We start from the raw sequence: 13405 nt of genomic DNA on the forward strand, positions 1-13405 counted from the left end.
TGGTCAAAAGCTAAAGCGTGTTTGTAATAATATAGAAGAAGCAGAAAATTATTGGGAGAGTTATGAACCGGAGGCATTCTCTCATTTTTCTACCTTTCATGAGTTTATAAATACAATAACACATTGTAATGATGCATTATTAGGTTGTAGAGATATTAGATCAGATATATATTACAATGAACTATAGTTAATTCAGATGAATACAACTTTCTTCTTTAGCAAATAAAGCAATGAATGCCTATATAGTCAAATGCACATTTAAACCGCTTCAACGCACATAGCCATACCCATACCGCCACCGATACATAAAGTAACTAAGCCTTTTTTAGCTTTAGCTCTGCGTAAGCCGTGTATCAGAGTAATAAGTACACGTCCGCCGCTTGCCCCGATCGGATGACCGATGGCTATTGCTCCACCGTTAACATTAACCTTCTCCATATCCCATTTCATTTCACGGTTTACATAAATACTTTGAGCGGCAAACGCCTCATTAACCTCGATAACTTCCAAATCATTAACGCTCCAACCTGCTTTACTTAAAGCTTTTTTGGATGCAGGAACAGGGGCAGTACCCATAATACTTGGATCAACACCGGCTGAAGCATAAGAAACAATACGAGCTAGCGGCGTTAAATTATGCTTTTTCAAAGCTTCTTCGGAAACTACCATAAGACATGCCGCACCGTCATTAATAGAGGAAGCATTACCCGCTGTAACTACACCGTTTTTATCAAAAGCAGGACGTAATTTACTCAGAATTTCAAGGCTGATATCAGGTCTTACTGTTTCATCATGATCAAACAAACTAGTAGTTTTTTTAATCGTTACTTCGACAGGTAAGATTTCATCTTTAAAAACTCCTGCTAGCTGTGCTTTAGCTGCTTTCTTGTGAGAGCTTAAGGCAAACTCGTCCTGCTGTTGTCTGCTAATATTAAACTGTTTCGAGATATTTTCGGCTGTAATACCCATAAATACTCCTGAAAATACATCGGTTAATCCGTCATACTGCATTAGATCAACCATTTTAATATCGCCGAATTTAGCTCCTGCTCTGATATAGCTAACGTACAGAGCGACATATTCTCCTGCCCACCTGCTATAACTATTGCATTATCACCCATCATAATTGAATTTGCTGCAAGTACTTACGCTTTTAAGACCTGAGCCGCATACTTTATTAATCGTATAGCCCGGCACTTCTTTCGGTATTCCCGCATAAATCAGAGTTTGCCTCGCCGGATTCTGCCCACTACCCCCGGTTATTACCTGTCCAAGGATTACCTCACCTACTAAAGCTGGATCGATTTTGCTGTTTTGCAGTATATCCTTTATTAAATGAGCAGCAAGCATAGGTGCAGCCGTTGTACTAAGGCTACCCATAAACGAGCCGAAAGCAGTCCTTTTCGCATAAGTTATATAAACCAGTTTTGTCATAATGTGTACTCCTTAAACAATTTATCTAGTTTATCATTTATTAAATAACTAATATGTCCGCCTGCTACATCTATAAGCATTAGAGTTTTTTAATAATTTTTGCAAAGGTAAAATGGAAAATTTAGGTACTATTTGATCATCTTCTGCTGCTACTATATATATACAGGACAATGAATTAAACTCGGATCAATAATAAAATTATTCGATTTTCCATTTAAGATTTATAAACATATTTTTATCTAATATATTTTGTATAATTTGATTATAAACCTCCTGAGATATACTATTACCTGACATAAGCCAATTCTCTATTCTCAATGCTAATTCTTGCTCCTTATCGGAAGTTATAGAGAAAAAATTTTTTAATTTAGCATTGAAATAATCAGGGAATAAAAGAAAAAATAAAATTTGAATATGAATTTTAGGAATTATCGGTAAATTGTCTATGCCACTATCTAGTTTTAAATATCGATGCAACATTCTTATATAGAAAAAATGAGAAAAATCCCACGGGCAGGTAAGTAAAGTCAGAGTTTTGATAAATTTAGGCATAAGTACGTTTGTAGCTATCGCAAGGTTACCGCCGATACAATGACCTATTAAATTAATGTCTTTAATTTTCAAATTATCTATTACTTCGATTATTTTATGCACATAGTCGTCTAGTAAATATTTAGGTTCCTCAATCTCTAGCCAATCTATTCAATAAACTTCACCGTAGCTTCTCAAAGTTTCAATAAAACTTTTGTCACGAGCTAAAAAAAATATTTCCAGTGAGTTGAAGATAGAGAGGATGATTAGGAAAGTTTTGATGTCATCCTGACTTCTTTCTATGTCATTCCCGACTTCCCCTTTGTCATTCTCACGAAAGCGGGAATCCATTTTTAATTTATTTTTACTGGAATCTCTGGACAAACCACGGGATAACGCCGAGTAATACAACACCCTATAATGCTCTGTTTGCATTACTATTTTACCTGATTTTAAATATTAATTACCTAAATTATGTGTCTTTGTATAATTATTATAAAGGTCAAAATATTCCTGTAGTTTATTACTATCTAGCATTGAGAGTATCTAGTAATTCTTGACAAAAGGCTAAATATATTGTATAAGTTCAGCACCTTCAGAATGTAATAACAAGTATATAGGCTCTAAAATTTTAGGGGAAATATCTTTTCATAAAATCTTGAAGTGCTTAAGTTTTTTTTTTGTCCTTAGGGATTTATAATGCTAAGTACCTCATCACGATCGTTTAAAAACAAATTCAGAGCGGCATTTTGGCCTGTGCATAATTACGAACTCGGAAAGTTTATTCCGATGAGTACCTTAATGTTTTGTATTTTATTTAATCAAAATGTTTTACGAATCTTAAAAGATAGTATTTTAATCTCCGAGATTAGTGCAGAAATAGCAGGTTTTGCTAAAGTTTATTGCGTTACGCCTGCCGCTGCTTTATTCGTGATTATTTATGCTAAAATGATTAATTATCTTACTTTTGAAAAGATCTTTTATTATTTAAGTGCATTTTTTATCAGCTTTTTTGTTTTATTCACTTTTGTAATCTATCCTAATATTCATATTTTTCATGTACATCCCAATAATCTAGCTGACTGGATGGAACGTTATCCTCATTTTAAGTGGTACATCTCATTAGTAGGTAATTGGGGTTATATAGTATATTATAGTCTTGCCGAGCTTTGGCCTAATATTTTTTACGTATTATTATTTTGGCAGTTCGCTAATGAACTTACTACTACCGAAGAAGCAAAAAGATTTTATACTCTCTTTTCGCTATTCGGCAACTCTTCTTTAATATTAGTCGGCTTTTTAATGATGAATCTATCATCGGAAGATACTATTATTAAGAAGTTTATGAGTATTTCGGATAGTAAAATCACTTTAGTTCAAGTATCCACGACAATTGTGGCAATTGTTGCTATTATTTGTTGTTTGTTAGTTAGATTTATTAGCAAGAACGTTTTTACTAATCCGTTATTTTATGCTAAAGCAAAAAGCGGTCGCTCAACTTCAGAACGTATGGGGCTAATTAAAAGCTTTAAATATATTGCGAAATCAAAATATTTATGGCTACTTTTAATTTGTTCGGCAGCTTTCGGATTTGCTATTAACTTAGTCGAAGCCGTATGGAAAGCAAAAATTAAGGAATTATATCCGACTGTAAATACCTATGCTGAATTTAACAGTCTGTATATACTTTGGACAGGCGTGGCAATAATGGTTATGACCATCATCGGTAATAACATTATGCGTATGCACAACTGGTTTGTAGCAGCAGTTATTTCACCGGTTATAATAATGGTGACCGGCATTTTGTTCTTTGTACTTATCGTATTTGACCAACAAATTTTATCATTATTTGATGGAGCAATTTTAATGTCACCTCTTGCTCTTGCCGTTTCAATCGGTGGTATTCAAAATATTTTAGCTAAAGGTACTAAATATTCTATATGGGATACTTCAAGAGAAATGTTATATATCCCTCTTGATGAGGAGCTTAAAACCAAAGGCAAAGCTGCGGTTGACGTGATAAGTGCAAAAGTCGGCAAATCCTCTAGCGGTCTTGTGCAATCTATTATTTTTACTTTAGTTCCAACCGCTACTTTTACCTTAATCTCACCAATTCTAATGGTGGTATTTACTTTTGTATGCTTAGCGTGGATTTATGCAGTAAGAAAAATATATTGTGAATATCAAAAAATAGCATAAAATAAATTATTGTCATCCCGCGACTTGACCACGGAATCTAAGAATACAAGTCTTTGACCAAGATACCGTGGTCAAGCCACGGTATGACACCGAACGCGTTTTTTGATCCACGCGGGTAATGCCCTTTTTAGCTAGGAACCTTACAGCATAAAACTATCGATGTTACTATGAATCAATCTCTCCTAAAGCTTTAGTCTCTATATTATCTAAGAAAATCTCAAAATCCTTTAAGAGATCGTCTTTACTTTAATAAGAAGGCGGTTTAAATGAAGTTAGGGTAACTTTTTCACTCTTTATAAAATTATGAGGCTGAGGTTAATCCTTAAGTTTAATAGTAACAACTTAGCCTGCTAGAGAGTTCGGATATCTGTTCTTATTAATTGAATCTGGATGCGTAATTTCTAGGTTTTTTGGAGTATTATCTTCCTTGTTCTTACTACGGAATGAAAAAATTCTAGATGATGGCATTTGATTTACATTTTATTTAAAAAACGCTATTTATTATAGAGCAATAATTTATATTTAACAAGCAGGATGGTTAATTGTCATAAACTTTTCTATCATTCTAGTAACAGAACGTTCTAGCTCAATAGCTAATTTTGAATAATCAGAAAAGTTAAACCATTTAAGTTCATTCGATTCGTTATTTTTTATAAAATTATCATTATTTACTGTTTTTAGTAAAAATCGTACATCATAGTGATAATGAGCAGGCTCCTTATGAGTTCGCGGAATATAATGGGTGTCTATATCAAAAATCTCCTTATTTATCGTTTTGATTTCATTAATTCCGGATTCTTCTATAGCTTCTTTAACCGCTACATTTAATATATTACTATCTCCATCACAATGACCGCCTGGTTGAAGCCACTTATCAAGCTTTTTATGGTGCATCAATAAAAATTTAGTTTTATCATTATTAAGTAAAAAAGCCGAAGCAGTGAAATGTCCTATTTGTAAATCTCAGCTAAAAGGGTTTTCATATTCATTTAAAAATTCAAGCATTTTTGTTTTTGTAACAATTTCTTCAGGATATGTACCACTGTAATTTTGTAGTTTAATATATAATTCATTCATAATGATAATTTTTTATGTATAGAGCTTTGATATTTAACTCAAATTTCTCTGCTAAGTCAAATGACAATAATTGCATAAAATTATATTGTCCATGTTTCATGGTAATTATCATTGACAATTAGTTAATGTTTAGTTATATATCGCATAACTAACATTTAATATTAACTAATTAGGTTTATTTTTATGCTTAACAAAATAGTAGAATTATTTAGAAGTGATGATACCAACCCCTTGGTATGGTAAGCTTGCAGTAGTAAGAGCATGTGCTGTTGGAATTTTATGTGATAGCAGGTGATTTACTTAAATCTCCGGCTTTTATTCTCAAATGTGGTGCCGATATAGTAGCAACAATGGGAGCAATGCTAGCATATGAGCATTATACAGACGCAACTTCGCAAGAAAGTCCGATGATAGGAAATGAAGCACAAGCTGCAATATAATAATAAAATATTTTTAACGAATTTAGAGGACACACCGACTCTAAATTCGTATTCATTGACCATTCAAACCGTTTTTTAGTCTAATTTTGACTTGTTTTAAAGAACGAGGAGTTGCGTCTGTAACTTCAATTTCAATATTTTCTGAAATATCTATTCTAGTACCGATAGCCGGAACACTACTGACTCTAGTCAATACTAATCCACCTATCGTATCAAATTCATCATAATCATTGTGTAGCTTTTCTCCTATTATTTCTTCAAGCACTTCTACTTCAACACGTGCATTTGCAATAATTGTTGAGTTATTAATAACCTTGAAATTATCGCTATCTAATTGCTGATCATGCTCATCATCTATTCGTCCTACTATTTCTTCTATCAGATCTTCAATAGTAACTAAACCGTCAGTACCGCCATATTCATCAACAACTATTGCAATATGTGTTCTCTCACGACGCATTTTTGCTAGCAAATCTAATAATTTCATAGAAGGAGCTGCAATTATATGCTTACGTATAAGCTTTTTTAAACGACCGTTTTGCTTTGTAGCCAATGCTTTAAATAAATCCTTGATATGAATGAACCCTACTACATTATCCAAAGTACCGTCATATATAAGAGTTCGTGTATGTGGGACTTCTAACTTAATAGACTCACTTAATTCTTCTAGATTCGTAGTTAATTTTATTGCCGCAATATCGGAACGCGGTACCATTATATCTTCAATAGTTTTATCTTCTAGCTCCAATAAATTAGCTAAAATATTACGCTCGTCTAAAGTCATTTTTTGGCTATTAATTTTAAGGCGTTTTATGACACCAAAAAAATTATCGGGCGTTTTTGTTTTTCTAAAAAAATTTTTTATCGGAGAGAATAATTTTCGTACAGTAAAAATTAACTTATTATTTTGATTTTTTTTACTAGAATCTTCTTTTTTTGAAGATTTTAACATAAATTTTTTTATTTAGTTAATAAGGGGGGAAAATACCGAAATATGATAATATTTCAATTTCTAGATTTTCCATAATATTTGCTTCTGTGTCATTTTGATGATCAAAACCAATTAAGTGTAAAATACTATGTATTAAAAGATGAATAAAATGATTCTCAAAAGTTTTGTGCTGCTCGCACGATTCGTTATATATTACCTCATAACAAAATGCTATATCACCTAAATGCATATAATCAGAGTCACCTAAAAATTCAAGTTTAGAATATAAATCCTGCCAATTTAATTCGTTGCTTGGAAAAGAAAGAACGTTAGTAGCTTTTTCTATATTACGAAATTGTTTGTTTAAGGTCAATATTTCTGCAGCATTTGTTAGTAAAATTGATAATTCAAATTGTTTTATTTTACTAAAATTATCAAACCGCAATAAAATATTTTGAGTTATTTTTTTGATTAAACTCTTATTTATCTGCTTATGCTCACGCCATTTGTTGTAGTTTCTTACAATTTCTACGTTTATCATTGTACCAAATATTGAATAAATAGTCGTTATAGACTTAGCTGTAACTTAAGAGCATATTTTAAAAGCTGTATATCTTCATTAGAGATAACGTTAATTTTAGATTTTAATCTTAATTTGCTTACTGTCATTATTCGATCAGTCATGGCTTTACCTTTTTTGCTACCTATCATTACGTAGGCTTCACAAGGATAGCATTTATCGATGTTACTAGTTAAAGGTATTACTTGCACACGATTTAATGAAGCATTTGAGTAATTATTGCCAGTCTTACCTTAGCGACTTCCCACCTAACAAAGGATTAAAGTCGACCACCATACCTCAGCTCTTTTCATAAAAATCGCGTTCTATTAACCCTTCTACCCACTCATTGGCCTTCTCCTCAGCTTTTATATCTTGAGCCATGGCTTTGTAAGCGGCTCCAAGCTTCTCATTAATTACATAAGGTTTTACAAGTTGCTCAATAAATTTGCTAATTTTACGTTCACCTATTACAGAATAAAGCCTATAATAAACCGCTTCATCTATAGTAATTGTCAATTTCTTCTGCATAAAATACTCGTATACACGTGTGTTACTACACGTATGATATCATATATATAAATTAATCAACATAAGGATTATTTACTTTAGTAAACAAAGATAATAGCTATGAAAACTGACCACACAGGCAATAAGCATGATATTTTAAGACACCAGTTTTTGTTGGTAATTCTCTTTTAATTTTTGAAAATCCTCATCAGCATGGTATGAAGAACGGGTCAGCGGGCTTGCCGAAACCATCAAGAATCCTTTTGTTTTTGCTACTCGCTCTAGATATTTAAACTCTTCCGGCGTAACATATTTTGCGACCTCAGCATGATTTTTGGTAGGCTGCAGATACTGCCCGATAGTTAGGAAATCAACCTTTGCTTCTCTTAAATCATCTATAACCTGTACTACTTCATTTATTTCTTCCCCAAGTCCTACCATCATACCGGATTTTGTAAAAATTTCAGGAGATAATTTTTTAATATTATGCAGTAAACTTAAAGAATTATAATATCTAGCCCCCGGTCTAATCGTTTTGTATAAAGACGGTACTGTTTCGACATTATGGTTAAAAACGTCAGGTTTTGCGTTTGCTATTATTTCAGCTGCTCCTTCTTTTCTTAAAAAATCGGGTGTTAGAATCTCAATAGTAGTATTTGGCGATGATTTTCGGATTTCGCTAATACACTCCGCAAAATGTGACGCTCCGCCATCCTCAAGATCATCACGATCGACGGAAGTAATTACTACATGCTTAAGATTTAGCTTTTGTACCGCCTCCGCTAACCTTTGCGGTTCATACGGATCAAGTAAATCCGGTCTACCCGTTTTAACGTTACAAAACCTACAAGCTCTAGTACAAACCGAACCTAAAATCATCACAGTTGTATGTTTTTTTGACCAGCACTCACCAATATTAGGACAAGCAGCTTCCTCGCACACAGTATTTAATCTCAGATTCTTTATTAAATCTTTTGTATTATAGTACTCTGTAGAATTAGGAGCTTTTACTTTTATCCAATCAGGTCGTTTATTTAAATTAGCCATAAAACGGAAATAATTCAATTAATTTTGTCACTTCATTTAATACTTTCTGCTCAAGAGCGCTATTATCTTCATTATTTTTTAAGCCGTCTAAAATATCTGCTACCATATGACCGACTAATACAAAATCCTTTTCTTTAAAACCTCTAGTAGTACATGCGGGAGTACCAAGGCGAATACCTGAAGTGATAAAAGGCGAAGTTTCATCAAACGGGATAGCATTCTTATTACACGTAATCCCTGCTCTATCCAAAGAATTTGCGGCAAGCTTACCCGTGATTCCGTCTTTACGCAAATCCACTAAAACAATATGATTATCGGTACCACCTGTTAATATATCATATCCTCTTTCTTGCAAGCTACTTGCTAAAGCTTTAGCGTTACTTATTACCTGCTGAATATAACTTTTATATTCAGGCTGCAAATTTTCTAAAAAAGCTACGGCTTTTGCAGCTATTATATGCATTAACGGACCACCTTGTAGTCCTGGAAATAATGCAGAATTTATTTTGTGACCTATCGCTTCATCGTTAGATAAAATTAAACCGCCTCTTGGACCTCTAAGTGTTTTATGAGTAGTAGAGGTAACAGCGTGAGCATAAGGAATAGGGCTTTGATGCTCACCTGTGGCAACAAGTCCTGCAATATGAGCAATATCTGCCATAAAGTAAGCTCCTACTTTATCCACGATTTCTCTAAATTTTGCAAAATCAATATTACGAGGATAAGCAGAAAAACCGGCTATAAGTAATTTTGGTTTATGCAAATCCGCTAAGCGTTCAATCTCATCATAATCGATTAAATAAGTCTCTTTATTTACGCTATAAGAAACGGCGTTAAACCATTTACCAGACATATTAGGAGCTGCACCGTGCGTTAGATGCCCACCGCTATCTAAGGACATACCAAGAACCGTATCACCCGGCTGTAATAAAGCAAGATATACAGCCTGATTTGCTTGTGATCCTGAATGAGGTTGGACATTTGCATATTTGCAGTTAAAGAGTTTTTTTACTCGTTCTATAGCTAAATTTTCAGCTTTATCTACTTCCTCGCAACCGTTATAGAATCGCTTACTTGGGTATCCTTCGGCATATTTGTTAGTCAGAAGCGCCCCTTGAGCTTCAAGCACAGCAGGACTTACGAAATTTTCTGATGCAATAAGCTCGATTACACTACTTTGACGTAGCTTTTCATGCTTTATTATTTCATTAATCTCTTTATCCGTTTCGTGTAAATTATTATTAAAAATATTCATTCATCCTCATATTTTTTTGGTTTTGTTGTGTGGATATCTAATCATCATTGCGAGGAAAAATTGAAAATTTTGACGAAGCAATCTCATACCACAATCCTGAGATTGCCACGCAGCCTACTGCTGCTCGCAATGACGGTTATTTATAAAATTAATCGCAATCTCAAGCCCCCGTCCATCTATTGAATGAGCAAGAGACGTTAATTTATGTCCGCTATGCTCTATATGCAGCTTAGATAAATAGTTTGAAGCATTATACATCTCACTAACACCGACCACCTCATCTAATTCCCCATGAATCAAGCATATAGGAGTAAGCTTATTATTCACTTCCATAGGTGGAATTAATGCACCCGAAAAACCTATAGTACAGCAAAACGGCTCTTTTTGAACTAGTGTTAAATATAATCCTATCATCGTACCTTGAGAAAAGCCAATAATGATAGTATCTTTGTTGGTTAGATTTAACTCGTCCTGCTTTTGCTTTATTATATCTTCAACCTTAGAAATATTATTTGCAATTAGCTTTGCCATAATATGCGGGCTGCGGTCTTGCAAACTAAACCATTGTCTACCATAAGGCATCATATCATAAGCCTCGATACCATGCGGGGAAATAAAATGACAATTGGGTAAATAATTTTTGATATAAGGCACAAGTCCTATTAAATCATGTCCGTCCGAGCCGACACCGTGCAGTAATACTACTAGCTTCTTCGGCGGCTGCTCTTTACTTTCTACTTCGGGGTATTCTAAATATTTGCTCATGTTTTTATATGTTTATGTACTTAAAATATTAAGGTTGAGTAGTAGTGAAGGTCAATTTCAAAAAGAGCAAGGAGTCTGCAAGGCGAGGAGCGGAGCGTATACTGAATACGTAAACACCGCAGAACTTACTAGACGAATACGCCAATTTTTGAAATTCACCGAGTATACGCTTTCAACATCTTCTCAAGTTCTCCACTTTGATATAACTCTCTAGCAATATCACACCCGCCGACCAATTCTCCGTTAATGTATAATTGTGGGAATGTCGGCCAGTCGCTAAATTTTTTTAAATCTTCACGTAATTCAGCATCAAAAAGTACATTAATATCACGAAATTCTACACCTAATTTATTCAAAATAGCTACTACGGTTCCTGAAAATCCGCATGCAGGCGACTTTTTAATACCTTTCATGAACAATACTACTTTATTATTTTTTATCTCATTTTCTATAAATTTAAAATTTTTATTTTCTAGCATTTTAAGACTCAATAATTTATCTTCTAAATAATTTATCTTCTAAAATACACTTTCTATAGCAATATATGCAAGCACAAATAGTTAATAAAATTTTTGAGATTTTTAGCAAGAATAATCCAAATCCGAAAACCGAATTAATATATAAGAATGATTTTACCTTATTAGTAGCGGTAATATTATCTGCTCAAGCCACCGATATATCAGTAAATTTAGCAACTAAATCTTTATTTGCAACTTATGATACACCAGAAAAAATTTTAGAACTCGGCGAAGAAGGACTTAAAAAATATATAAAATCTATAGGACTATTTAACAGCAAAGCAAAAAATATTATCGCATTATGTAAAATATTGATAAGCAATTATCAAGCTTCAGTACCGAATGATTTTAAGGCATTAATTAAACTACCGGGCGTTGGCAGAAAAACTGCTAATGTTGTACTAAATTGCTTATTCGGCATGCCTACAATGGCAGTTGATACGCATGTCTTTAGAGTAGCCAACAGAATCGGGCTTGCTAAAGGCGATACTCCTGAAATAGTAGAAAACGAGCTACTGCAGATTATCGATACAAAATGGCTAACGCATGCCCATCACTGGCTAATTCTGCACGGCAGATATATATGCAAAGCTAGAAAACCCGATTGCGACATCTGCCCTATTAAAGAGTATTGCGATTATTATTTTAACCTTAAATAAGAGTTATAGTAAATCTTATAAATTACCAATTATTTCTGAATAATATTCATGTTCTATAGAATTAGGTTTAGAATCAAGTGTTGCTAATGTTTCTAAATGACAAGTAACGAACGGTGCACCTTTTACCTTGCCCCCTGCATAGATACGGATGTTTGCAAAACCAAGCGAATGCTCCTTCCATTTGTACACTAGTTAATTCATGTAATATATTACCGTTTTTATCATAAAGACTAAATAAAGTTTTGTCATTATCCTCAATAAGTTTTATAGGGGTTTGTTTATTCTCTAAATTTTCTTGCTGATGTCCTATATATATATTTTATCTAAAACTCCTTTTTTCTCATATTCTTTAAGAATTATTTGTGTCATTTCTTTTACCAGTACAGTAATCATATATTCTTTTTTATTAGAATAAATATCTTTGGCACAGGCGGCAATAAAACTATGAAGTTTAACTGCAAGATTTTTATGTTTTATAATAAAAGGTTTTTCTTGATATATTGGAAGTCTTGCTATACCAGAATGCGAAATAAAGCTTGCATTTTGAGAAGTCAGCATGGTTATAAACATCTCTATAGATGAAGTATCACGCGAGTCATATTTTATTGGAAACAAAGGCTACATAATACATCGGTTAAGCCTTGATCATGATAATCTAAGCTAGCGGAAAAGGCATACTTCCCCTTAAAAATTTTTATCACCAGATTATTACCTTGATAAGAACTTTGAAAGCTACTCTGCTTACCCAAAAAATCTTGCCAAGCAGACATATTCGCTTCGTTGACTTTTACCATATAAAAATGTAAATCATCTTCCTGTTTATAATGATGAATTTCTGAATTTACTTTTTGTATTTGTGTCTCTTGTAACTTTTTAAAAATACCCTGTAAATCAGAATATTGTTTATCTATTTTACTGAAATTATACTTAGAACCAAGCCGTAAAGCTCGCCCATATTGCATTTCCATCCGGGGTTTTATCTTCTTTACATACAGCTTTTATAAATTGACTTAACTGTTCTTCATCTTTAGTAAAATTATTTTTTTTAAATTTCTCTAAGAATTTTTTTAATAAAGCCTCTTTTCTGCGATCTGTCATATTAACATCAATATGATTAGTAATATTTATGCCTGTTTTTAATCTTAAATTCAAAATATCTTCCATATATCTATAGAAGGTATAAATTTCTATAGTTTGGGGCTTAAAAGATGAATTATCATTTAATTGCAAAATAAAATCATTTACTTCTTTCCAATGTTCATAAGTTGATATATCAAGAGCGATAATTTTATCCTTTACTATATAAGGATTTTGAAGAAAATTAAAAATCTCTTGTAAGCTTATTCCCTCTAAATTTGTACAATCTAAGACACCGTCTTTCATAAAAGATAGTGCTTCTTTCAATTGATCATTGATTTTTCTTTCATTTTATAAATCTTTTAAATATTAATTCTTAAAGAAATATTAAAAATTAATATTT

15 protein-coding genes and 4 pseudogenes are annotated in these 13405 nt (G+C 32.8%); 3 read left to right on the plus strand and 16 right to left on the minus strand.

Annotated features, from left to right (window positions below; translation table 11 throughout):
- Positions 1-258: 258 nt before the first annotated feature.
- Both RC_RS05635 and RC_RS11105 read right to left on the minus strand, forming a co-directional pair.
- A pseudogene (locus RC_RS05635) lies at positions 259-1434 on the minus strand (acetyl-CoA C-acetyltransferase).
- Positions 1431-2502, minus strand: a pseudogene (locus RC_RS11105) (alpha/beta fold hydrolase). Before RC_RS11105 ends, RC_RS05635 begins: the two co-directional pseudogenes overlap by 4 nt.
- A gap of 162 nt (positions 2503-2664) precedes the next feature.
- Here RC_RS11105 and tlc5 point away from each other — a divergent pair.
- On the plus strand, positions 2665-4164 hold the full coding sequence (tlc5, locus tag RC_RS05650; protein ID WP_010977709.1) for a GTP/GDP exchange transporter Tlc5: 1500 nt from the start codon (positions 2665-2667) through the stop codon (positions 4162-4164).
- A 522-nt stretch (positions 4165-4686) separates the two neighbouring features.
- On the opposite strand, the gene RC_RS05655 is transcribed toward tlc5, so the two are convergent.
- Together RC_RS05655 and RC_RS05660 are read right to left on the minus strand one after the other, a co-directional pair.
- Positions 4687-5118, minus strand: coding sequence for an NUDIX hydrolase (locus RC_RS05655; RefSeq protein WP_071597818.1), 432 nt, complete (start codon positions 5116-5118; stop codon positions 4687-4689).
- 9 nt (positions 5119-5127) lie between these two features.
- Positions 5128-5241: a hypothetical protein gene (locus tag RC_RS05660; protein WP_041471743.1), complete on the minus strand. Its 114-nt coding sequence runs from the start codon at positions 5239-5241 to the stop codon at positions 5128-5130.
- Positions 5242-5458: 217 nt separating this feature from the next.
- On the opposite strand from RC_RS05660, the pseudogene RC_RS08660 reads away from it, so the two are divergent.
- Positions 5459-5681: pseudogene (locus tag RC_RS08660) on the plus strand (hypothetical protein).
- Between the two features lie 52 nt (positions 5682-5733).
- Here the strand turns inward: RC_RS08660 and tlyC are convergent.
- From tlyC to grxD, 8 genes and pseudogenes are all read right to left on the minus strand, one after another.
- The gene (gene tlyC, locus RC_RS05665; RefSeq protein WP_010977712.1) at positions 5734-6633 is read right to left on the minus strand and encodes a hemolysin C; all 900 of its coding nucleotides are present in this window, start codon (positions 6631-6633) and stop codon (positions 5734-5736) included.
- A gap of 16 nt (positions 6634-6649) precedes the next feature.
- Complete coding sequence (gene ybeY, locus RC_RS05670) at positions 6650-7153, minus strand: rRNA maturation RNase YbeY (RefSeq protein WP_010977713.1); 504 nt, start codon at positions 7151-7153, stop codon at positions 6650-6652.
- A gap of 26 nt (positions 7154-7179) precedes the next feature.
- Positions 7180-7401: pseudogene (locus tag RC_RS05675) on the minus strand (type II toxin-antitoxin system PemK/MazF family toxin); the annotation flags it as partial.
- 70 nt (positions 7402-7471) lie between these two features.
- Positions 7472-7702 carry a hypothetical protein gene (locus RC_RS05680; RefSeq protein WP_010977715.1) on the minus strand — a complete coding sequence of 77 codons (231 nt, stop codon included), beginning with the start codon at positions 7700-7702 and terminating at the stop codon, positions 7472-7474.
- Between the two features lie 135 nt (positions 7703-7837).
- Entirely contained in the window at positions 7838-8728 is an 891-nt protein-coding gene (gene lipA, locus RC_RS05685) for a lipoyl synthase (RefSeq protein WP_004997515.1), read from the minus strand.
- Entirely contained in the window at positions 8721-9983 is a 1263-nt protein-coding gene (gene glyA, locus RC_RS05690) for a serine hydroxymethyltransferase (RefSeq protein ID WP_010977717.1), read from the minus strand. Before glyA ends, lipA begins: the two co-directional genes overlap by 8 nt.
- A gap of 114 nt (positions 9984-10097) precedes the next feature.
- Positions 10098-10748 (minus strand): alpha/beta hydrolase, encoded by a 651-nt coding sequence (locus RC_RS05695; RefSeq protein WP_010977718.1) that lies wholly within the window; start codon positions 10746-10748, stop codon positions 10098-10100.
- Positions 10749-10903: 155 nt separating this feature from the next.
- The gene (gene grxD, locus RC_RS05700) at positions 10904-11227 is read right to left on the minus strand and encodes a Grx4 family monothiol glutaredoxin (RefSeq protein WP_012151266.1); all 324 of its coding nucleotides are present in this window, start codon (positions 11225-11227) and stop codon (positions 10904-10906) included.
- Positions 11228-11292: 65 nt separating this feature from the next.
- Here grxD and nth point away from each other — a divergent pair, with 65 nt between their 5' ends.
- A complete protein-coding gene (gene nth / locus RC_RS05705; protein WP_010977720.1) occupies positions 11293-11925 on the plus strand; it encodes an endonuclease III in 633 nt (210 codons plus the stop codon).
- A gap of 15 nt (positions 11926-11940) precedes the next feature.
- On the opposite strand, the gene RC_RS10505 is transcribed toward nth, so the two are convergent.
- From RC_RS10505 to RC_RS08670, 4 genes are all read right to left on the minus strand, one after another.
- Positions 11941-12114: a hypothetical protein gene (locus RC_RS10505; protein WP_010977721.1), complete on the minus strand. Its 174-nt coding sequence runs from the start codon at positions 12112-12114 to the stop codon at positions 11941-11943.
- Between the two features lie 117 nt (positions 12115-12231).
- On the minus strand, positions 12232-12540 hold the full coding sequence (locus tag RC_RS10510) for a hypothetical protein (protein WP_010977722.1): 309 nt from the start codon (positions 12538-12540) through the stop codon (positions 12232-12234).
- On the minus strand, positions 12528-12893 hold the full coding sequence (locus RC_RS10515; RefSeq protein WP_010977723.1) for a hypothetical protein: 366 nt from the start codon (positions 12891-12893) through the stop codon (positions 12528-12530). The genes RC_RS10510 and RC_RS10515 overlap by 13 nt, the downstream gene beginning before the upstream one ends.
- On the minus strand, positions 12853-13329 hold the full coding sequence (locus RC_RS08670) for a hypothetical protein (RefSeq protein WP_010977724.1): 477 nt from the start codon (positions 13327-13329) through the stop codon (positions 12853-12855). The genes RC_RS10515 and RC_RS08670 overlap by 41 nt, the downstream gene beginning before the upstream one ends.
- Positions 13330-13405: the final 76 nt, after the last annotated feature.

It is taken from the genome of Rickettsia conorii str. Malish 7 (assembly GCF_000007025.1).
GTDB lineage: Bacteria > Pseudomonadota > Alphaproteobacteria > Rickettsiales > Rickettsiaceae > Rickettsia > Rickettsia rickettsii.